14 protein-coding genes are annotated in these 21,625 nt (G+C 64.0%); 6 read left to right on the top strand and 8 right to left on the bottom strand.

Features of this window, described 5'->3' with window-relative positions:
• Positions 1-124: 124 nt before the first annotated feature.
• The 6 genes from FJ970_RS22820 to hutI all read right to left on the bottom strand — a co-directional run bounded on the left by FJ970_RS22820 (position 125) and on the right by hutI (position 15,089).
• Positions 125-8,707 (bottom strand): GH36-type glycosyl hydrolase domain-containing protein, encoded by an 8,583-nt coding sequence (locus FJ970_RS22820; protein WP_140755580.1) that lies wholly within the window; start codon positions 8,705-8,707, stop codon positions 125-127.
• A 289-nt stretch (positions 8,708-8,996) separates the two neighbouring features.
• Positions 8,997-9,575: a HutD family protein gene (locus FJ970_RS22825; protein ID WP_140755582.1), complete on the bottom strand. Its 579-nt coding sequence runs from the start codon at positions 9,573-9,575 to the stop codon at positions 8,997-8,999.
• 11 nt (positions 9,576-9,586) lie between these two features.
• A complete protein-coding gene (gene hutU / locus FJ970_RS22830; protein ID WP_181178278.1) occupies positions 9,587-11,260 on the bottom strand; it encodes a urocanate hydratase in 1,674 nt (557 codons plus the stop codon).
• A gap of 25 nt (positions 11,261-11,285) precedes the next feature.
• Entirely contained in the window at positions 11,286-12,104 is an 819-nt protein-coding gene (gene hutG, locus FJ970_RS22835) for an N-formylglutamate deformylase (protein ID WP_140755584.1), read from the bottom strand.
• Positions 12,105-12,324: 220 nt separating this feature from the next.
• Positions 12,325-13,860, bottom strand: coding sequence for a histidine ammonia-lyase (gene hutH / locus FJ970_RS22840; protein ID WP_140755586.1), 1,536 nt, complete (start codon positions 13,858-13,860; stop codon positions 12,325-12,327).
• Positions 13,857-15,089, bottom strand: a complete 1,233-nt coding sequence (gene hutI / locus FJ970_RS22845; protein ID WP_140755588.1) for an imidazolonepropionase — start codon at positions 15,087-15,089, stop codon at positions 13,857-13,859. Before hutI ends, hutH begins: the two co-directional genes overlap by 4 nt.
• A 98-nt stretch (positions 15,090-15,187) precedes the next feature.
• Between hutI and FJ970_RS22850 the strand changes: the two genes are divergently transcribed.
• Positions 15,188-16,543 (top strand): formimidoylglutamate deiminase, encoded by a 1,356-nt coding sequence (locus FJ970_RS22850; protein WP_140755590.1) that lies wholly within the window; start codon positions 15,188-15,190, stop codon positions 16,541-16,543.
• A 6-nt stretch (positions 16,544-16,549) separates the two neighbouring features.
• Positions 16,550-17,296, top strand: coding sequence for a histidine utilization repressor (hutC, locus tag FJ970_RS22855; RefSeq protein WP_181178280.1), 747 nt, complete (start codon positions 16,550-16,552; stop codon positions 17,294-17,296).
• A 48-nt stretch (positions 17,297-17,344) separates the two neighbouring features.
• Here the strand turns inward: hutC and FJ970_RS22860 are convergent, their stop codons facing one another.
• On the bottom strand, positions 17,345-17,689 hold the full coding sequence (locus FJ970_RS22860) for a RidA family protein (protein ID WP_140755591.1): 345 nt from the start codon (positions 17,687-17,689) through the stop codon (positions 17,345-17,347).
• Between the two features lie 229 nt (positions 17,690-17,918).
• Between FJ970_RS22860 and aztA the strand changes: the two genes are divergently transcribed.
• The 4 genes from aztA to FJ970_RS22880 all read left to right on the top strand — a co-directional run bounded on the left by aztA (position 17,919) and on the right by FJ970_RS22880 (position 21,075).
• A complete protein-coding gene (gene aztA, locus FJ970_RS22865) occupies positions 17,919-18,740 on the top strand; it encodes a zinc ABC transporter ATP-binding protein AztA (RefSeq protein WP_140755592.1) in 822 nt (273 codons plus the stop codon).
• Positions 18,740-19,615, top strand: coding sequence for a zinc ABC transporter permease AztB (gene aztB / locus FJ970_RS22870; protein ID WP_140755593.1), 876 nt, complete (start codon positions 18,740-18,742; stop codon positions 19,613-19,615). The genes aztA and aztB overlap by 1 nt, the downstream gene beginning before the upstream one ends.
• A gap of 28 nt (positions 19,616-19,643) precedes the next feature.
• Positions 19,644-20,585 carry a zinc ABC transporter substrate-binding protein AztC gene (aztC, locus tag FJ970_RS22875; RefSeq protein ID WP_140755594.1) on the top strand — a complete coding sequence of 314 codons (942 nt, stop codon included), beginning with the start codon at positions 19,644-19,646 and terminating at the stop codon, positions 20,583-20,585.
• A 151-nt stretch (positions 20,586-20,736) separates the two neighbouring features.
• Complete coding sequence (locus tag FJ970_RS22880) at positions 20,737-21,075, top strand: TIGR01244 family sulfur transferase (RefSeq protein WP_140755595.1); 339 nt, start codon at positions 20,737-20,739, stop codon at positions 21,073-21,075.
• Here the strand turns inward: FJ970_RS22880 and FJ970_RS22885 are convergent.
• A complete protein-coding gene (locus FJ970_RS22885; protein ID WP_140755596.1) occupies positions 21,072-21,539 on the bottom strand; it encodes an Lrp/AsnC family transcriptional regulator in 468 nt (155 codons plus the stop codon). The genes FJ970_RS22880 and FJ970_RS22885 overlap by 4 nt on opposite strands.
• Positions 21,540-21,625 lie beyond the last annotated feature (86 nt).

The raw sequence follows: 21,625 nt of genomic DNA on the forward strand, positions 1-21,625 counted from the left end.
CGCGAGCTTGCACAGTTGGTTTCGGGCATGTTTGGCGGGGGGCCCACAGATCGCGCGCAAGTAAACAGGGCGCGGCGGCGCGCGTCCCGGAGGACGCGCGCGCTTCTGACCTAAACTGCTGATTTTACGCTGGTATCTTGACCAGGACCTCGGTCTGGCCGCCGGATTTGGGTTCAAAGGACGCCGATTTTGTCTTCGAACCATCGACTTCGAGCGAGATCGTCTTGGTCTTTTTGTCGCGAACGACCTGGACCTTGATGTCGGCGCCCAGCATCTTGAGCGAAGCCTGATAGCCATCCCAGTGGCTGGGCAGCTTCGGCCGGAACGTGATCTGCTTGCCGCGCCGTTCGATGCCCAGGATGCCTTCGACCGCTGCCCGGTAAAGCCAGCCCGCCGAGCCGGTGTACCAGGTCCAACCGCCGCGCCCGGCCTTGTCGTCCCCGGCATAGATATCGGCGGCCACCACATAGGGTTCAACGCGGTAGTGCTCGGTCGAGGCCTCGTCGAACGCATGGTTGACCGGGTTCAGCATGGAGAAGCAGCGATAGGCTTCATCGGTCTGCCCCATCTCGGCGAGCGCAATGACGAACCAGGTGGCTGCGTGGGTGTACTGGCCGCCATTCTCGCGAACGCCAGGCGGATAGCTCTTGATGTAGCCGGGATCCTTCTGCGTCTTCGAGAAGGGTGGCGTGAACAGTTTGACGATCTTGAGATGATCGTCGACGAGCAGCTTCGTCGCCTGCTGCATCGCCGTGGTCGAACGCGCCGGGTCGCCCTCGCCAGATAGCACGCTCCAGGACTGGGCGATGGAGTCGATCTTGCACTCTTGCGATGTACGCGACCCCAAAGGCGTGCCGTCATCGAAACTGCCGCGCCGGTACCATTCGCCGTCCCATGCCGTGCTTTCAAGCGCCCGCTTCAGCGCGTCGGCATGCTTTGCCCAGGCCTGGGCGCGCTTGGTGTCGCCCTCGGTCCTGGCGACCGCGGCGAAGTCGCCCAGCGTCTTCAGCAGGAACCAGCCCAGCCACACGCTCTCGCCCTTGCCGTGCTCGCCGACACGGTTCATGCCGTCGTTCCAGTCGCCGCCAAGAATCAACGGCAGGCCGGCCGGACTGCTGCGCTTGATGGCAAGGTCGAGCGCACGCGCGCAGTGGTCGTAGAGCGAAACCGTCTTCTTCGAGATTTCCGGGGTGAAGAAGGCGTCGTGCTCGCCTTCGCCCAGCGCCTGTCCGTCGAGGAACGGCAGTTGCTCCTTCAGGATGGTGGCGTCGCCAGTCACCATGAGATAGCGGGCCGTGGCGTGGGCGAGCCATACCACGTCGTCGGAGATCAGGGTGCGCACGCCGGCGCCGGTGCGCGGCAACCACCAATGCTGCACGTCGCCTTCCGGGAACTGCCGCCGTGCGGCGTTGAGGATCTGGTCGCGCGCCAGCGACGGATCATGCGCCAGCAAGGCGAGCGTGTCCTGCAACTGGTCGCGGAAGCCGAAGGCGCCGCTTGCCTGATAGAAGGCCGAGCGGGCGCGGATGCGACAGGCAAGGCTCTGATAAGGCAGCCAGTGATTGACCATGGCATCGAGCGCCTTGTCGGGCGTCTCGACCTGGATGGTGTCGAGGAAGGCGCGCCATTCGCGCTCATTGTCGGCCAGGCGCTGGTCGAAATCCTTGCCCCGGTGCTGCTGCACCAGCGCGCTCGCCTGCTCCGAGGACTCGGCATCGCCGAGCAGCCAGATGAGCGTGACGTCGCCGCCGGCCGGAATCTCGATGTCGCGGGCGATCGCCGCGCAAGGATCGTCTCCGGCCTCGACGCGGCCTGACAGGGCCGCGCCACTCAGCACCGCCTGCGGCAGCTCGCTGGACCCGTGCCGGCCGAGGAACTCGGCCCGGTCAGTCGTCACCGAGTGGACGCCGGTGTCGGCGGCGAGGAAGGCCACCCGCTCGCTGAAATCAAGCCCGTAGGGATTCTGCGCCAGCAGCGCGCCGGTGGCACCGTCGCGGGACGGCACTATGGTTGCCGCGGTGCGCGACCGATGCCCGCCAAGCACCCATTCGGCATAGGCATAGACGCGCAGCCGGGCCGGTACCGGGCCGGAATTCTGGATGCGCAGCCGCGTGATCTTCACCGGATCGATGGGATCGACGACATGGGTCAGGTCCATCGACAACGGTCCGCGCTTCGAGCGGAAGGTCGAGAAGCCCTGGCCATGCCAGGCCTCGTAGGTCATCGAGGGATCGCGCACCACCGCGGCGATCGGCGAGAATGCCTTGCCGCTGGCCTGGTCGTAAATATAGACGCCCTCGCCCGGCCGATTGGACACCGGGTCGTTCGACCATGGCGTCAACTGGTAGTCGCGGCTGTTGCGGCTCCAGGTGAAGGCAGCACCCTCGGCCGAGGTGTGGAAGCCGAACGAGGCGTTGGAGACGACGTTGATCCAGGGTTGCGGCGTGGTGCGCCAGCCAGCCAGACGCACCACATAGTGCCGCCCGTCGCCGTCGAAGCCGCCGAAACCGTTCCACTGGTTGAGGCCGGAGCCATCGGCGCTGACGTCGGCCTGCGAGGCAAATGCATGCATTTGCGGTGCGGGCGCCGGAATTTCGCGCGGGCCCAGAAATCCTGCCGGCTGCACGCCGTCGCGTGCCTGCAGTGCGGCCGCCTCGGCCCGTTCTATCTGATCGAAGATGGTGCCGTTGCGCGTATGCAGCACAACCCGGGCGACCGCGAGCAGCGTCTTGTAGGTGGTTTCCTCCATCAGGTCGCGGCGTACCGCGAAAATGTGCTGGCGGGGTCCGAGTTCCTTGCCGCGCAAGCGGCTGTTTTCGCAAAGCGTCTCGACCGCGCGCTGCAGATCCTGGACATAGGAGGAAGCCTGCTCGTTGACGACGACGAAGTCGATCATCATGCCGCGGGTGCGCATATATTCCTGGAAGCGCAACGCCTGGGCAACGATCTCCAGATCGGCAACGTCGCCGATCCTGACCAGGAAGATCGGGTAATCGCCCGAAATGCTGGTCGGCCACAGGCTCGACTGCTTGCCCAGCCCGGAAGCGATGGACTCGGCCGGCAGCCGCAGGAACGGATCGGGATAGATCAGATAGCGCGCCAGCTTCTGCACATTGGCGGCATCGGTCAGGCTGAGGCCCATATGACGGGTCTGCACCTGGCTGCGCGTCCAGGCAAGCATGGCCTGGCGGGCAAAGCTCTCCTGATGGTCGAGCCGGTTTATCGCCTCCTCCAGCTCGGCACGGTCGGCCCCGACAACGGTCCAGAAGGTCAGTGATATCTTCTTGTTGGCCGGCACGCGCACCTGACGGCGCAGCGAGGCGATGGGATCGAGCGTGAAGCCGGAATGGCCGCCCAGCCGGGCGCCTGGATCGAAGGCGGCGGCATCGACGATGGTGCGGCCACGGCCGATGAAGGCGCGCCTGTCGGTCTCGGCCTCGGCATCACGCGCCGGTCCCGACGGATCGGTGACGAAATGCACCAGGGTGACATCGGGCTCGTTGGTTTCGCGCTTGCGGCGCGTGGCGAAGATCGCGCCATTGTTGGGAGCGATTTCCGTTTCCACGAACATCTTCGAGAAGGCCGGATGCGCATTGTCGGAAGCCTCCGAACCCAGCACCAGTTCGGCAAAGGACGTCACTTCGATGTGACGATCGGATGTGCTCTCATTGTAGAGCGTGATCCGGCGGCCCTCGCCATTGCCCTCGGAAATGACGATGCATTCCACCTCGGAGCGCAGCGTGCCGGCGGTTTTGACAAAGCTCGCCTTGTCATCGGAAAACAGGGTCTGCGCCGTTTCCTCGGTCGCGCGCCTGGGCTCCGATGTCGCCGACCACCAGTCGCCGGTGCTGACATCACGCAGGAAGATGTAGGAGCCAAGCCGATCCTCGACCGGATCGGGCTGCCAGCGGGTGACGGAAAGATCGCCCCAGCGGCTGTAGCCGGAGCCGGTCGCCGTCACCATCACCGAATAGCGGCCGTTCGACATCACATTGGTCGAACGCAGCGCCCGCACGGGATCGAGCACGATGCGGGTGTCGGGGCTCTCGATTTCGGTCTCGTCCTTGGAGCGCTCGTCGGCCTCGGTGCGGACGGTCGCGGTCGGAATATCGCGCGGCGCCCTCTCCTGCAGCAGCAGTTCGGCCGATTCAATGACCGGATCGCTGTGGAAGCGATCGCGCAGGCGACCTTCGAAGATGGCGTCGGCAACGGCGGCGATCGACATGCCCGAATGGTGGGCATAGTAGTTCAGCACGACCGCATGGTTGGTGCCTTCCGGCACCCGCTGCGGCGTGAAGTCGACCGCATCATAATAGCCATGACGGCCAAGCGCGCCGATCTCGCGCAGCCGGGCCAGATTGTGCACTGCTTCGCGCGGGTTGAACTGCGCCGCCATGATGGTCGCATAGGGCGCAATTACCGTGTTCTGGCCAAGGCCACGCTTGAGCCCCAGCCCCGGCACGCCGAAATTGGTGTACTGGTAGGTCAGTTCCCGGTCGCGGGCATTGTAGGCGGCTTCCGAGATGCCCCACGGCACGTTCTTCTGGCGGCCGTACTGCATCTGGCGCTTGATGATCAGTTTGCTGGTCTGGTTGAGAATCGAGCCTTGCGGTTCCTTCATCACCAGTGGCGGCATCAGATACTCGAACATCGAGCCGGACCACGACATCAGCGCGCCCTGGAATCCGATCTCGACGATCGGGCGGCCGAGCCTGAACCAGTGTTCGGTCGGCAGATCGCCCTTGGCGATGGCGAACAGGCTGGTCAGCCGCGCCTCGGAGGCCAGAAGGTCGTAGCAGCTTTCGTCGAGTTGATGTTCCTCGACCCGGTAGCCGATCGACAAAAGCTTGCGCTCCGGCCTCATCAGGAAGGCGAATTCCATCTCGAAGGCGAAACGACGGGTGCGCTCGCGCAAGGTGAGCAGCTTGGCACGCAGAGCCTCGACGGCGTTTTCGTCGCTGTGGGCGTCGTGGACGTGCGCCTCGCAGGTGGCTTCGAGCCTTGCCGCCCAGTCGACGATGACGTCACTCTGCGGCGATGCCGCCTCGGTGTGAATGGCGGTGGCGAGCTTGCGGATCTCGCCGGCCAGCACCGCCAGGTTGATGGTGCGGATCGAGGCCATTTCCGGCTGCGCCTTGATCGTGTCGACGGCACGCCGCATGCCGTCGAGGCGATCGACAAGGCGTTGGCGCAACGGGCGCAACTGACGGCGGTCGTCGGGCAATTCGTCGAGGCTTTCGCTCAGGATGGTCACGGTGTCGAGAATGCCCTCGAAATCGCCCTGGAGGTGAACGGAAGGCGCTTCCGCCCATTCGGCGCAGGCCGCCGCCACCGCCACAAGGTGACCGGCGAGATTGCCGCTGTCGACAGCCGAGATATAGAGTGGATAGAGCGGCTTGAGCGTCGTGGTGTCGTACCAGTTGAAGAGATGGCCGCGGCTGCGCGGCATGCTCTCGATGGTCGTCATGGTGGCATCGATGCGGGTGATGGCATCGGACAGGCTGATCCAGCCGAAATCGCGCGCCGAAACGACCGAGAGCAGGTAGACGCCGATATTGGTCGGCGAGGTGCGCGGCGCCACGACGGGCGCGGGGCTCTCCTGGAAATTGTCCGGCGGCAGATTGTGATGTTCTGCCGTCACGAAGGTTTCGAAATAATGCCAGGTGCGCCGCGCCACGGTGCGCAGCGTGTGGATATCGGCCGGCGATATGCGCAACCGGTCCTCGGTTTCGGCGGAACGGCTGATCCAGCTGGCGATCGCCGGCGAGCCGATCCAGAACAAGGCAAAGAAGAAGGCGACGAAGGCACCGGTGGAATCGGCCAGCACCGGAATGGCGAGGCCGACAAAGCCGATGATCACGGCGCCATACATCATGCCGTAATAGGAGCCGACATCGTTGTCGCCGGCCTTGTGCGCCTGCGAGGCGGTGCGCCATTCCAGGAGATTCTGCCGGCTGACGAACAGCCGGTACAGAGTGCGCACAATGGCATCGCCCATCATCCAGGCATTGTGCGCCATCAGCAGGATCTTCAGCGCCACCATGGCGGTGCCGAAGGCGACGTCGCGCGCCAGCGCCAAGAAATGGCCACGCGGCGTCTGGTCGCCGCTCTTGGGCAGGATGGCGTTGACCACGTCGAAGGTCGGCGCCATGAACAGGCTGAGGATCAGCAGTGCCTGCCACTGCGCGGCCTGCGTGAAGGGCAGCAAGGTCCAGCCGGCGATCGCCGCCATCACCCAGAAGATCGGCGTCAGCGAGCGGCGCAGATTGTCGACCATCTTCCAGCGCGACAAGGCCGGAACGCCTGAGCGGGGATTGAAGATGTAGCCCAAAAGCTGCCAGTCGCCGCGCGCCCAGCGATGGTGGCGCGAGGCGTCGACCGAGTAGCGGGTCGGGTAATCCTCGACCAACTCGACGTCGGTGACCAGTGCGGCGCGCGCCAGGGCGCCTTCGAGCAGATCGTGGCTGAGGATGGTGTTTTCCTCGATGCGGCCCTGCAAGGCGGCCTCGAAGGCATCGACATGATAGAGGCCCTTGCCGGTGAAGGACCCGTCGCTGAAGACGTCCTGATAGAGGTCCGAAACAGCGAAGACATAGGGATCAAGGCCGCGATTGGCCGAGAACACGCGCTGGAAGAACGAGGCTTCGTCGCCGCTGGTGAGCGAAGCTGTGATGCGCGGCTGCAGGATGGTGTAACCGGCGGTGACGACGCGCCTAGTGGCGTCGAAATGCGGACGGTTGAGCGGATGGCAAAGCTTGCCGACAAGGCTCGATACCGCATCGCGGGTGGTGCGGGTATCTGCGTCGAGCGTCATCACATGGACGACTTTTTCCGGCAGCGGGACGTCGAGGGGCAGGAAGGTGGTATCGCTGTCGCCGCGCAGCAACAGGTCGAGCTCGTGCAGCTTGCCGCGCTTGCGCTCCCAGCCCATCCAGGCGCCCTGCGCCGCATTGTAGAGCCGGCGGCGGTGCAGGATGTAGAAGCGCGGCGCGCCTTCGGAGGGATAGCGCGCGTTGAGGCGAGCGATTTCGGCGCGGGCGAAGTCGAGGATCTCGGTGTCCGCCGCATCGATCTCGATCTTGCTGTCGGGCCAATCCGACAACAGCGCGAAATGAATCTCGTCCGCCAGATTGGCAAGGTAGTGCACTTCGATGTTGCGAATGTTCTCCTCGACATCGTCACGCGAGCCGATCAGCGACGGCACGACCACCAGGGTGCGCGCCTCGGGCGGCACGCCGTGCCTGTAGTCGTAACCGATCAGACGTGTCGGCTTGAGGAACAGCGAGACCACGGTGTTGAAGAAAGCGAGCGCGCCTTCGCTGGCCGGCACGGCAAACAGAGCCAGCATCAGCACGATCGACGGCACCGACAGGCCGAGATTGGAAAGGGCGTTGCCGGACAGGACGAGCAGCAGCACGGTCAGCGCGAAGACGGGCAGGACGATGCCCAGCCAGCCTGTCTTGGCGAAGGTCCGCTTGACCGTCTGGCTGATCGTGGGCCGATAACCGATCGCCTTTTCCAGCTCGAGCCGACGCGGGCCAACGACATAGAAACCGACATCGGTATGAGCGGATGCGGCCTGGGCGTCCACGCCTTCACCGCTCTCCGGGATGGTTTCACCGACGGCATGGCCGGCCAGCTCAATGGCTTTTTCGGCAACACGGTACTCCGACAGGTTCGAGCGGCGCGCCAGTTCCTCGATCGCGGTGCGGTATTGATCGCGCGAGAAGAAGTCGAGCGCGGCGAAATCGGTACGATCGCGCAGCACGGTATCGATGCGGCTGACGCCTTCGAACCAGACTGTCCAGTCGACATCGTTGATGAGGCGCAGGCCGCGGACGATGTTTCCGGTGGTCACATTGCCGCTGGACAGCGTCTGGTGCTCGGAAATGATGATTTCCTCGGCATCCGAGCCGGTCTTCTCGAGTTCGCCTTCCAGCCATTCCAGCGCCCTGCCGGCGTTCTGCGATCCGTCACGCAGGCGATAGAGAAGCTGAGTGGCGAAGGTGGTGTCGTGCGCATGGACGCTGAACTTGGCGAGGATTGCCTGCCGGTCCGGATTGTCGTCGGTCGCCAGCACCTTGTCGGCCACGTCGTTGGCGATCTGGCGCATCTGGCGGGTGCGGTTGACCCTGACGGCCAGGCGGCGGAGGTTCTCGATCAGCACGAAGCGCAGAAGGGACGGCAGTGCCCAGAGTTCGCCGATCTTCAACGGTTCGACCGACTGAAAACCCTGGACGATGGACTTGAACATGGTCGCCGAGACGGAACTGTCGGAATGCGCGACATAGGTCCAAGCCAGCGCCAATGCGCGCGGCACGGTGCCGCCATCGGGCAGTTTCAACGTCGGCAATTGCCGATAGAAGCGGCGCGGCAGGTCGCGTTTGACCTGGAAAATCGTTTCCTCGATCAGATAGTTATTGTCGAGCAGCCATTGCGCGGCCGGCGTGATGGTTTCGCCCCTCGCCTGCGCGGCATTGGTTGACCGGTAGACTTCGAGGATCTTCTTGGCGCTGTCACGGATACGGGCCTGGAAGTCGAACGGGATCAGACCGAACAGATCCGTCAGATCGCCCTTGGCCAGGCTTTCGCCGAGCAGCCGGAGCCGTTCCTCCGGCAGGTATGTCGATCTTATCGGCTCTTCCGTAATGGCTGGGAAGCTCGCGCTTGTCTTCTCGATCTGGGCTGGATTCGTCTGAATATTCATTGAAAATTCCGTAAGCGGGCACTCAGCGGCGTCACCGCCACGGCAATGGCCCTAAAACCGGTTCAAATGCAATTGGTTGCATCAACCCCTATGCCGAAAGTTTGTTTCCGCACCACGACAGGGCGCCATCTTTCGAGCAAACTCAAAGACGAGCGCCCCTCGCTCCCGTCAGGACCGATCGACGGGGAGGATTCGGGCTTTTTCGTGATGCCGGTGCCAGCTTACGCTATATTTCGCCGGCGTCGCGATCATGTTTGGAAACAGGCGGTAACCGTTGGCCCGAAACGCGTCAGGCCGCCCCGACTATCCGGATTACGAAAAGGGTCGCATCCGGGGCGGGCTGAACCCGCAAGACAGAGGCATCCGGCCCGAGCAGCAGGGTGTCGAGCGGCCCGAGACGAATGGGCGCGGCGCCGGGGAATATGGCATGGCCTCTGTGGCAAAGGATGACGGTGGAACCGGCCTCGGTCGGGATTTCCACAGGCGTCGAAATCGCCAAACGCTCGACCGAATGCAGCATCCGGCCGCGCCGGGTCATGACGTTGAGATCGGTGATCGGGCCGGCGATCAGCGCGGCACTGGTCGGCTGGTCGGCTGGAAAGGAAAATGGCTGGGAAGCCACTGTAATCCGCTCCGGCGGACGGCCCGCGACATCAAGCACGATCCCCTCGCCTTCCAGCACCCACAGGGTGCGGTCGATGCCGGCAAAGCTAGAGAACGACCCGCTGCCTTCGACCCGGGCCATCGAGACACGCCAGTCGAAATCGTCGAGCCCGGCACCATCGGGCGAGACGGCGATCTCGGTCGTCGCCCCGCCACCGTTCTTCCACGGCATGACGCGGTAATCGGTGGCATGAAGGAGGCGCACGACGTCGGCCGTTACCCGAGAATGCCCGGCAGGTTGAGCTGGTGCTCCTTGGCGCATTCGATCGCGATGCCATAGCCGGCGTCGGCATGGCGCATGACGCCGGTCGCCGGGTCGTTCCACAGAACGCGCTCCAGCCGCCTTGCAGCATCCGCCGTGCCGTCGGCAACGATGACCATGCCGGCATGCTGGGAGAAGCCCATGCCGACGCCGCCGCCATGGTGCAGCGACACCCAAGTGGCGCCCGACGCGGTGTTGAGCAGCGCATTGAGCAGCGGCCAGTCGGAGACCGCATCCGAGCCGTCCTTCATCGCTTCCGTCTCGCGGTTCGGCGAAGCGACCGAACCCGAATCGAGGTGATCGCGGCCGATGACGACCGGCGCGTTCAGCTCGCCCTTGGCCACCATTTCGTTGAAAGCGAGGCCCAGCCGGTGGCGATCGCCAAGACCGACCCAGCAGATGCGCGCCGGCAACCCTTGGAAGGAAATCCGCTCGCGCGCCATGTCCAGCCAATTGTGCAGATGGGTGTTGCCGGGGGTGAGTTCGCGCACCTTGGCGTCGGTCTTGTAGATATCCTCCGGATCGCCGGATAGGGCTGCCCAGCGGAACGGGCCAATGCCGCGGCAGAAGAGCGGGCGGATATAGGCCGGCACGAAGCCAGGGAAGGCGAAGGCGTTCTCGAAACCTTCGTCCTTGGCGACCTGACGGATGTTGTTGCCATAGTCGAGCGTCGGCACCCCGGCGTTCCAGAACGCCACCATCGCCTCGACATGCTCGCGCATGGAGGCGCGGGCCGCCTTCTCGACCGCCCTGGGGTCGCTGACACGCTTCTCGCGCCACTCGGCCATAGTCCAGCCCTTCGGGAGATAGCCATTGATGGGGTCGTGCGCCGAGGTCTGGTCGGTGACCATATCGGGGCGGATGCCGCGCCGAAACATCTCGGGCACGATCTCAGCCGCATTGCCGAGCAGGCCGACGGACTTCGCCTCGCCGGCCTTGGTCCAGCGCTCGATCATTTCCATGGCCTCGTCCAGCGTCTCGGCCTTCTCGTCGACATAGCGGGTGCGCAGGCGAAAATCGATCGAATCCGGATTGCATTCGATCGCGAGGCAGCAGGCGCCGGCCATGACGGCGGCCAATGGCTGGGCGCCGCCCATGCCGCCGAGGCCGCCGGTCAGGATCCACTTATCCCTGAGATTGCCGCCATAGTGCTGGCGACCGGCCTCGACGAAGGTCTCGTAGGTGCCCTGCACAATGCCTTGCGTTCCGATGTAGATCCAGGAGCCGGCCGTCATCTGGCCGTACATCATGAGGCCCTTCTTATCGAGCTCGTTGAATTTCTCCCAGGTCGCCCAGTGCGGCACCAGGTTGGAGTTGGCGATCAGCACGCGCGGTGCATCCGGGTGGGTGCGGAACACGCCGACCGGCTTGCCGGACTGCACCAGCAGCGTCTCGTCCTCGCCAAGCGTCTTCAGCGAAGCAACGATCTGGTCGAAATCGTTCCAGGTGCGCGCCGCCCGGCCGATGCCGCCATAGACGACCAGCTCATTGGGATTCTCGGCGACATCAGGGTCGAGGTTGTTCATCAGCATGCGCAGCGGCGCTTCGGTCGTCCAATACCGGGCGTTGAGCTTGTCGCCGCGAGGGCTGCGCACTTCGCGGATGTTGTGGCGAGGGTCGGTCATCATTGTCCCTTTCGGATGAGGCGGCGCGTCAGCGCCCGGCCCAGTCAATGGCGGTTTGGAGAATCTGCGTCAGCGTGGCGCGGATCGGCGCGGCATAGCTCGCGTCATAAGGCACCGGCCAGTTCTCCGGCGTGCCCTTCTCGGCCGGCTCGCGCATATAGCCGCGATTGGAAAGCTCCATCTGCAGCGCGTGGACGCCGTTCTGGGGCTGTCCGAAGCTGCGGGTGATCCAGCCGCCCTTGAAGCGGCCGTTGACCACCCAGGTCTCGCCGGTCGCGGCGAGGACCGCAGCCACTTTCTCCTGCAGCGACGGATCGGTGCTCTTGCCGTCATTGGTGCCGAGGTTGAAGACCGGCAGCGTGCCTTCGAAGAGACGCGGCAGCACCGAGCGGATCGAATGGCAGTCGTAGAGAACGATGTTCTCGTGCATGCCGCGCAGTCGGTCGATCTCGGCCTGCAGGGCAGCGTGGTAAGGCTTGAAGTAGGTTTCGCGGCGCTTATCGATTTCGGCCGGCGTCGGCTCGTCCCCCATGCGATAGAGCGGATCGCCGTCGAAGGTTTCGGTCGGGCATAGGCTGGTGGTTGCCTGGCCGGGATAGAGCGAGGCGCCGGATGGATCGCGGTTGACATCGATAACGGTGCGCGAGATCGCGGTGTGCACGACCGTGGCGCCGAGACCAGCGGCGAAATCATAGAGATTGTCGATCCACCAGTCGCAATCGCGGCGACCGAGCCAGGGCGAGATAAGCCGGTTTTCGAGGCCAGCGAGGTCGATGCCGGTGTGCGGGATGGAGACCAGGAGAGGCGCGGTGCCTTGGGTGATGGTGAGCCAGGAAGGCGAGGTCATGAGAGACCTCCGTAAGTTGGAGCTCTACGGCGCCCCCCTCTGCCCTGCCGGGCATCTCCCCCTCTTGGGGGGAGATTGGCTGTCACGCGGGCTTTCGCCAATCGCCGGCGTTGGAGGAAGAGCGGCGCCAAAGAATCTGCTAATCTCCCCCCTTGAGAGGGAGATGTCCGGCAGGACAGAGGGGGGCGCGACAGAACGCGACCTGTGGCGATTGGCGTTCTCACGATGCAATCCCCGGCAGCGCCACCGCGCTCGCGGCCTTCACGGTCGCACCGCTGCGCACCATGGCAATCGCCTTTTCCATGTCGGGGTGAAAATGCCGGTCATTGTCGAGATGCGGCACCTCGGCGCGAACCAGCTTGCGCACGGCTTCCAGCGCCGCACTCGAGGCCAGCGGCTGATGGAAATCGCAGCCTTGCGCGGCCGCCAGCAATTCGATGCCGATCACGGCCGTCGCATTCTCGACCATGCCGATCAGGCGACGCGCGCCATGCGCGGCCATCGAGACATGGTCTTCCTGGTTGGCCGATGTCGGGATGGAATCGACGCTGGCCGGATAGGCTTTCTGCTTGTTTTCCGAAACGAGTGCCGCCGCCGTTACCTGCGGGATCATGAAGCCGGAATTCAGACCGGGCTTGGGCGTCAGGAAGGCGGGCATGCCCGACAATGCAGGATCGACCAGCATGGCGATGCGGCGTTCCGACAGCGAGCCGATCTCACAGACGGCAAGCGCGATCATGTCGGCGGCGAAGGCCACCGGCTCGGCGTGGAAATTGCCGCCCGAAAGTGCCGTATCGTCCTCGGCGAAGATCAGCGGATTGTCGGTGACGCCATTGGCTTCGGTCTCGAGCGTGTCGGCGGCCTTGCGCAGGACATCGAGCGCGGCGCCCATGACTTGCGGCTGGCAACGCAGGCAATAGGGATCCTGCACCCGCTCGTCGCCGACCCGGTGCGACTCGCGGATGGCGCTGCCGGCCATCAAATTGCGCAATGCATCCGCGGTCTCGATCTGGCCACGGTGTTTTCTCAACAGATGGATGCGCGGATCGAAGGGGGCGTCGGAACCCTTTGCCGCATCGGTCGACAGCGCGCCGGCGACAAGCGCCGACTGGTAGAGCACCTCGGCATCGAACAGTGCGGCCAGCGCATAGGCGGTGGAAAACTGCGTGCCATTGAGCAGTGCCAGGCCTTCCTTGGCGCCCAATGTCACGGGCTCCAGCCCATGCGAGACGAACGCGACCTTGGCCGGGAAGCGGCCATGCGGGGTAAAGCATTCGCCGACGCCGATCATCACCGCCGTCATGTGCGACAGCGGGGCAAGGTCGCCGGAGGCGCCGACCGAGCCTTGCGCCGGCACCACAGGGATGACGTCATTGGCCAGCATCGCTTCGAGCAACTCGATGGTTTGCGGGCGCACGCCGGAGGCGCCCTGCGCAAGGCTCGCAAGTTTCAGCGCCATCATCAGCCGGGCAACGGCGACAGGCATCGGCTCGCCGACGCCTGCGGCATGCGAAAGCACGATGTTGCGCTGCAGGGTCTCGAGATCCTCGGCGGGGATGCGCACGCTGGCCAGCTTGCCGAAACCGGTGTTGATGCCATAGACCGGCTCACCCTTGGCAACGATGCGCGCGACAGCTTCGGCGCTCGCCTTGATTTTTGAGCGGCAGGCATCGTCCAGTTTCGGCACGGCGCCACGATAGATGGCACGCCAGTCGGACAGCGTAGCATTGCCGGGCTTCAGGGTCAGTTCAGTCATTGTCCTCTCCAGATACGGGCATGCAGCGGGTTGAAGCCCATGCGGTAGACGAGTTCGGCGGGGCGCTCGATGTCCCAGATCGCCAGGTCGGCGAATTTGCCCGGCACCAGCGTGCCGGTCTCGTCGAGCAAGCCCAGCGCACGCGCAGCTTCGCGGGTAACGCCGGCAAGACATTCATCGACCGTCATACCGAACAGGGTCGCCGCCATGTTCATGGTCAGAAGCAGCGAGGTCAGCGGCGAAGTGCCGGGATTGTTGTCGGTGGCCACAGCCATCCTGACGCCATGCTGGCGGAACAGGCCGATCGGCGGCTTCTTGGTCTCGCGTATGAAGTAGTAGGCGCCGGGCAGGATCGTCGCCACGGTTCCCGCCTCGGCCATCGCCATGGCGCCCGCCTCGTCGGTGTATTCGAGATGATCAGCCGACAATGCGCCATAGTGGGCGGCAAGTTCAGCGCCGTGCAGGTTGGACAGCTGGTCGGCGTGGAGTTTTACGGGCAAGCCGAGCGCCCTGGCCTTGTCGAAGACGCGAGACATATGCCCGGTCGAAAAGGCGATGCCTTCACAGAACCCGTCGACGGCATCGGCCAAGCCTTCGGCGGCGACGCCGGGAAGGATCGTTTTGGCGACGAGATCGATGAAAGCATCCTTGTCGCCCTTGGCTTCGGGCGGCAGCGCGTGGGCTGCGAGGCATGTGGTGCGGATCGTCACCGGGCGTTCATTGCCCAGCTGTCGCGCGGCGCGCAGCGATTTCTTCTCGTTTTCGAGATCGAGCCCATAGCCCGACTTTACTTCAACGGTGGTGACGCCTTCCGCCATCAGCGCATCGAGGCGCGGCAGCGTCTGGGCGACCAGATCGTCCTCGCTGGCGGCACGCAAGGATTTGACCGACGAGACGATACCGCCGCCTGCCCTGGCGACCTCTTCATAGGTGGCGCCGGCCAGCCGCATCTCGAACTCGTTGGCGCGGTTGCCGGCATGGACGAGGTGGGTGTGGCAGTCGATCAGGCCGGGCGTGATCCAGCGGCCCTCGCAATCGATTATCTCGCCTTGGGCAAACGCCGAGGGCATCCCGGATTCCGGACCGGCATAGACAATGCGGCCATCACGCGCGGCGAGCGCACCATGCTCGACGATACCCAGATCGGCAGAATTTTCAGCCATGGTCGCCAGACGCGCATTGCGCCACAGGCGAAGCCCCCCTGCCCGGTTTTTGCTCTCTACGGCCATCATCTTTTCCGTTTCAATCGGCGTCGATTATGTATATACATATTGAAACGCACTGCAAGTGCCATCATCGCATACGAGACCGGGAAGCGGAGAGAAAAGTGACCGAAATCTTTGCGGAACAGGCGCTTCTTCCCAATGGCTGGCACGACAATGTGCGGATCACTTTCGCCAGTGGGCGCATTGCAGCGGTAGAGCCTGAATCAGCCGCATCGCCCGGTGATGAACGCCATGCCATTCTCCTGCCAGGCATGCCCAATCTGCACAGCCACGCCTTCCAGCGCGGCATGGCCGGGCTCGCCGAGTTGCGCGGCCCTTCCGCCGACAGTTTCTGGAGCTGGCGCGAGGTGATGTACCGTTTCGCGCTGTCGATGACTCCCGACCAGGTCGAGGCAGTGGCGGCGCACCTCTATGTCGAAATGCTGGAGGCCGGTTTTTCCCGCGTCGGCGAATTTCATTATCTGCACCATGACCGCGACGGAAAACCCTATGCCAACTTAGCCGAAATGGCCGAGCGCATCGCTGCCGCCGCCGGTGAAACGGGGATCGGCCTGACACTGCTGCCGGTGTTTTACGCGCACTCCTCTTTCGGCGGCGCGCCTCCTAACGAAAGCCAAAGGCGATTCATCAACGATGTGAATCGGTTCGCCCGGCTTGTTGAGCAAAGCCGGGAAACTGTTCGCTCTTTGAATCGAGCTGTCGTCGGCGTCGCGCCGCACAGTTTACGGGCCGCGACGCCGGAGGAACTCACGGCAGTTGCGGCCATGGCGCCAAGCGCGCCGATCCACATCCATGTCGCCGAGCAGGTGAAAGAAGTCGAAGACTGCCTTGCCTGGTCCGGCGGGCGCCCGGTCGAATTTCTGCTTGGGGCTGCCGATGTCGACCAGCGCTGGTGCCTGATCCACGCCACCCATATGACCGACGCCGAAACGGTTGGCATGGCCAGGAGCGGCGCCATCGCCGGCCTTTGCCCGATCACGGAAGCCAATCTCGGCGACGGCACCTTTGCCGCGCCACTGTTCAGGGAGCATGGCGGGCGCTTCGGCGTCGGCTCCGATTCCAACGTGCTGATCGGCCTGCCCGACGAATTGCGCCAGCTCGAATATTCGCAGCGCATCGCGCACCGCGCCCGCAATGTGCTTGCGGTAGCCGGCGGCTCGACCGGCCGCGCCCTGTTCGACGCGGCGCTCGATGGCGGTAGCGTCGCGCTTGGCGCAGGCGCATCGCAAATCGCGCTTGGTGCACCGGCCGATTTCGTCTCGCTCGACGCCGGCAATCCCTCGCTGGCGGGCAAGACCGGCGATGCGATCCTCGACGCCTGGATCTTCGCCAATGGCAGCAAGGTCGATTGTGTCTGGGTCCATGGCAGGAAACAGGTCAGCGGCGGCAGGCACGCCAGGCGCGAGCCTATCGCCGAACGGTTTCGCAGCGTGATGACCGCGCTTTCGCAGGGTTGACTCTAGATGAGCATGGCCGAACCGGCGGAGACAGACGACAGCGAGACAGTCTCGCTGCATCAGCGCATCCTTTCCGACATCCGCGAAAAAATCCTGTCCGGCACCTGGGCGCCCGGGCACCGTATCCCGTTCGAACATGAACTGACCGCCGAATACAAATGCTCACGCATGACGGTGAACAAGGCCCTGTCTCAGTTGGCCAAGGCAGGTTTGATCGAGCGCCGCCGCCGGTCGGGCAGTTTTGTCCGCCAGCCGCAATCGCAGGCAGCCGTGCTGGAACTTCACGACATCAGGATCGAAGTCGAGGCGCTCGGCCTGACTTACCGCTACGAGCGGCTGGAACGCCTGAAGCGGCGCAGCAATGTGGAAGACAGGGCGTTGCTCGGACTGTCTTCCGCAGGTTCGGTGTTATGGATCGAGGGCCTTCATTTTGCCGGCGAACGGCCATTCGCGCTCGAACAACGCCTGATCAATCTTTCGGCGGTTTCGGAAGCCGGGGACGAAGAGTTTCTGGAAATCGCCGCCGGGCCCTGGCTGATCGGCCGCGTGCCGTGGAGCGAGGCCGAGCATCGGATACGCGCCATGAGCGCTGATGATACCATTGCCGACGCGCTCGACATCGATCCCGGCGCGCCTTGCCTGGTGGTCGAACGCCGCACCTGGAGCGCCGAGCACCCGGTCACCCATGTGCGCTTCATCTATCCGGCGGAAAGCCACACGCTGGTGGCAAGGTTTACGCCGTCGCAGGGGTGATTTTCACCCTCCCCCTCGTGGGTCCCACAAGGGGAAGGTAGAAACGCCTCAAATCGCAGCCGTAATAATAATCTCGACCAGATATTCAGGGCCGGCGAGCTTTGCTTCGCCGGTGGCGCGGGCGGGCGTGTGGCCCTGCGGCACCCACTTGTCCCATTCGGAATTCATCTCGGCGAAGGTGCCCATGTCGGCCAGCCAGATGATCGCCTGGACGATCTTGGTCTTGTCGGTGCCGGCCTTGGCCAGCAATTCGTCGATGGTGGCCAGAATATCACGGGTCTGCGAGGCGACGTTGCCGCCGGGTTCGCCGACCTGGCCGGCCAGATAGAGGGTGTTGCCGTGGATGACGATCTGGCTCATGCGCGGGCCAACATCGATGCGACGAATGCTCATTGCGAGGTTCCTTCCGTTGTGGTCGCGCCTCTTTAGAGTCGCCATCCGCTTCGGGCAAGGCTGCCTGAACCGAAACCGCTTGAGCCAATCGCTCCATCCAGGGCCAGGCACGTACAGGGCGAGTTGACCACCGTGTCGCAATTCCGCCGGATTGACTTGTTGACTAATGTAATAACATCACATATCCAAGCGGCCGCACCTAGCCGCATTTGGCTTCCCACGGAACGATATGACCCAGACCTGCCTGACATTCCGTGACCTGACGCTCGGCTACAACAGCCATCCAGCGATCCATCACCTCGATGGCGCGATCCGCAAGGGCTCGCTCACGGCCGTGGTTGGGGCCAACGGGTCCGGCAAGTCGACGCTGATGAAGGGTATTGTCGGGGTGCTGAAGCCGATGGCCGGCGAGGTCATTCGCGCGCCGGGCGTGCGGGCGGCTTACCTGCCGCAGCAATCGGAACTCGATCGCTCCTTTCCCGCCCGCGTCGTCGATCTGGTATCGCTCGGCCTGTGGCCGAAGCGCGGCATGCTTGGCCGCTACACCAGGGAAGATCGCGACGCCGTCAGCCAGGCTTTGATGGCCGTCGGCCTCGGCGGCTTCGAGAAGCGGCCTATCGACACCCTCTCCGGTGGCCAGTTGCAGCGCACTCTGTTTGCCCGCGTGCTGCTGCAGGATGCCGAACTGATCCTGCTCGACGAGCCGTTCAACGCGGTCGACGCCAAGACGGTCGGCGACCTCATTGCCCTGATCAAACGCTGGCACGGCGAGGAACGCACCATCATGGTGGTCGTCCATGATCTCGATCTGGTGCGCCAGAATTTTCCCGAAACACTGTTGCTTGCCCGCCAGCCGGTTGCCTGGGGCGAGACCCGGGAGACACTGAAGCCGGAGAACCTGCTGCGCGCGCGCCGCTTCCACGAAGCCTGGGAAGAGAACGCGCCCTGGTGCGAGCCTGACGAGCACGCTCATGGCCAAGACCATGATCATCATGGCCACGACCATCATGGCCACGATCATCACCACGGCGCCGGACCGAGGGCCGCCTGATGGACGCGCTCTACGGACTCTTCATCGCCCCCTTCGCCGATTTCGGTTTCATGCAGCGGGCGCTGTTCGGCTCGCTGATGCTGTCGCTCGGCGCCTGCCCTATCGGCGTCTTCCTGATGCTGCGGCGCATGAGCCTGTCGGGCGACGCCATGGCGCACGCCATCTTGCCGGGTGCGGCCGCCGGTTTCCTGTTCTACGGGCTGGAGATCCTGCCGATGACCGTAGGCGGGCTGATCGCCGGCATCATCGTGGCGCTCGGCGCCGGTGCCGTCTCGCGTTTCACCATCCAGCGCGAGGACGCGTCGATGGCGGCCTTCTACCTGATTTCGCTCGCCATCGGCGTGCTGATGGTGTCGATCCGCGGCTCCAGCGTCGATCTCATGCATGTGCTGTTCGGCACGGTGCTGGCGCTCAACAACGAGGCTTTGACGCTGATCGGCGGCATCGTCGCGGTGACGCTGGTCAGCCTTGCCATCTTCTGGCGGGCGCTGGTGGCGGAATGCCTCGACCCGCTGTTCCTGCGTTCGGTCAGCCGCATGGGCAGCCCGGTGCATTTCATCTTCCTCGGCCTCGTCGTTCTCAATCTGGTTGGTGGCTTCCAGGCGCTCGGAACTTTGCTTTCCGTCGGACTGATGATGCTGCCGGCGGCAGCCGCGCGCTTCTGGACGGCGCGCGTCGAGCCGATGTGCGTGCTGGCCGTGCTGATCGGTTTTGCCTCCTGCATCGCCGGACTGCTCCTGTCCTACCACGCCTCGCTGCCGTCCGGTCCAGCCATCATCCTGTCGGCCGGCGTCGTCTATTTCGCCTCGATCCTGTTCGGCACGCGCGGCATTCTGCGCGCCCGCATCATCCATCACCGTCACAGAACGGCCTGATCCCCCGCCCCTAAAAGGAGACCCGCTTATGCTGAAATCGATCCGTGCCGCCCTGGCGATGAGCGTTATAACATTAACCGCCTTTGGGGCGTCATCGGCCTTCGCGGCGCCGCTGAAAGTGGTCGCCAGCTTCACCGTCATCGCGGATTTCGCCAAAAACGTCGGCGGCGACCGTGTCGACATCACCACCATCGTTGGCCCCGATGGCGACGCCCATGTCTACGAGCCGAGCCCTGCCGACGCGGTCGCCATGGCCAAGGCCGACATCGTTCTGGTCAACGGCCTGCACTTCGAAGGTTTCCTGCAGCGGCTGGTCGATGCCAGCGCCACCAAGGCCTCGATCATCACCTTGACCAAGGGCGTGACGCCGATCGATTTCAAGCCTGAATTCGCCGACGCCGACGCGGCCGAGGGTGCCGGCACCGGCGGCGGCAAGACGGTCACCGACCCGCACGCCTTCCAGTCGATCGCCAACGCCAGGATCTATGTGAAGAACATCGCCGAGGCCTTCTGCGCGGCCGACAGCGACGGCTGCGTCTCCTATCAGACCAATGCCGCCGCCTACACCAAGAAGCTCGACGCGCTGGAAGGCGAAGTGAAGGCGGCGATCCAGTCGATCCCCGAGGCGAAGCGCGTCGTCATCACCTCGCATGATGCCTTCGGCTATTTCGAACACGAATACGGCCTGACCTTCCTCGCTCCGCAAGGCATCTCGACCGATTCCGAACCGTCGGCCGCCGACGTCGCCAAGCTGGTCGAGCAGGTGAAGCAGGACAAGGCCGCGGCCATCTTCGTCGAGAACATCACCAACCCGCGCCTGATCGAGCAGATCGCCAGCGAGACCGGCATCAAGATCGGCGGCACGCTCTATTCGGACGCGCTGTCGCAGCCGGACGGCCCGGGATCGACCTATATCAACCTGATGCACAACAACATCCGTCAGATCAAAGGCGCCATTCTCGGCAGCTGAATCTGATCTGCCGTCCAGCCGGGCCATATGGCCCGGTTGGATTTTCCGGCGCGCGATGTCTATTTGGCAGAGAATTCCGTCGAAGCGGATTGCCGCCCCTCTCCCGGAGTGGCAAGACTTTCCACCAAACCAGATTGCGAGGATGCGAGCCATGGAATATCGCCAGATCAGCGAAGACTATTCGGTCTCGGGCCAAATCCAGCCCGAAGATGTCGCCGCCATCAAGGAAGCCGGCTTCAAGAGCGTGATCTGCAACCGGCCGGACGATGAACAGCCCGGCCAGCCTTCGGCGGACACGCTCAAGGCAACGATCGAAGCCGCCGGTCTCGGCTTCCGCTACATCCCGGTGATCAGTGGCCAGATCACGCGAGAGAATGTCGACGACCAAGCCGAGGCGTTGGATGAGCTCGAGGGTCCAGTCTTCGCCTATTGCCGCTCCGGTGCGCGCTGCACAAACCTGTATGGGCTAATCCAGCAGTCGAAAGGCTAGATCGGTAGCGCCCCGGTTTCCTTCAGCGTTTCGAGCACGATCGCGGTCTTCACATGCTGTACCGATTCGTGCGGCAGGAGCACGCCGTTGACGAACTCGGACAACGATTTGAGATCGGGCGTCACCACCTTCAGGATATAGTCCATCTCGCCGGTCAGCGCGTGCGCCTCCTGCACTTCCGGCAGCCGCGCCACCAGCTCGCCGAAGCGCCGCGCATTGTCTCGGTTGTGGGTGGCCAGCGTCACCGAGATGACGTTGACCAGCGAAAAGCCGAGCCTGTCGCGGTCGAGCACGGCGCGATAGCCCTTGATGTAGCCGTCCTCCTCCAGCCGCTGGCGGCGGCGCGAGCATTGCGATGCCGAGAGGTTCACCCGTTCGGAAAGATCGTTGTTGGTGAGCCGCGCATCGCCCTGCAAGAGCGCCATTATCTTGCGGTCAAACTGGTCGATGCGCGCATCATCCATGGTTTTTTCTCATTTCATGCATGCTTCACGCATGACATCATCATTTCAAGCGTTTGAATGCAAGCACCATGCACGGGCTTCGCGCT

Source organism: Mesorhizobium sp. B2-1-8 (genome assembly GCF_006442545.2).
In the GTDB taxonomy this organism is placed as follows: Bacteria; Pseudomonadota; Alphaproteobacteria; order Rhizobiales; family Rhizobiaceae; genus Mesorhizobium.

Excerpts from the sequence above, each read along its gene's own strand:
- aztB (WP_140755593.1), top strand. The coding sequence starts at position 18,740 with ATGGACGCGCTCTACGGACTCTTCATCGCCCCCTTCGCCGATTTCGGT.
- aztA (WP_140755592.1), top strand. The coding sequence starts at position 17,919 with ATGACCCAGACCTGCCTGACATTCCGTGACCTGACGCTCGGCTACAAC.
- hutH (WP_140755586.1), bottom strand. The coding sequence starts at position 13,860 with ATGACTGAACTGACCCTGAAGCCCGGCAATGCTACGCTGTCCGACTGG.
- aztC (WP_140755594.1), top strand. The coding sequence starts at position 19,644 with ATGCTGAAATCGATCCGTGCCGCCCTGGCGATGAGCGTTATAACATTA.
- hutU (WP_181178278.1), bottom strand. The coding sequence starts at position 11,260 with ATGATGACCGACCCTCGCCACAACATCCGCGAAGTGCGCAGCCCTCGC.
- FJ970_RS22885 (WP_140755596.1), bottom strand. The coding sequence starts at position 21,539 with ATGGATGATGCGCGCATCGACCAGTTTGACCGCAAGATAATGGCGCTC.
- FJ970_RS22820 (WP_140755580.1), bottom strand. The coding sequence starts at position 8,707 with ATGAATATTCAGACGAATCCAGCCCAGATCGAGAAGACAAGCGCGAGC.
- hutI (WP_140755588.1), bottom strand. The coding sequence starts at position 15,089 with ATGGCCGTAGAGAGCAAAAACCGGGCAGGGGGGCTTCGCCTGTGGCGC.
- FJ970_RS22860 (WP_140755591.1), bottom strand. The coding sequence starts at position 17,689 with ATGAGCATTCGTCGCATCGATGTTGGCCCGCGCATGAGCCAGATCGTC.
- hutG (WP_140755584.1), bottom strand. The coding sequence starts at position 12,104 with ATGACCTCGCCTTCCTGGCTCACCATCACCCAAGGCACCGCGCCTCTC.
- hutC (WP_181178280.1), top strand. The coding sequence starts at position 16,550 with ATGAGCATGGCCGAACCGGCGGAGACAGACGACAGCGAGACAGTCTCG.
- FJ970_RS22880 (WP_140755595.1), top strand. The coding sequence starts at position 20,737 with ATGGAATATCGCCAGATCAGCGAAGACTATTCGGTCTCGGGCCAAATC.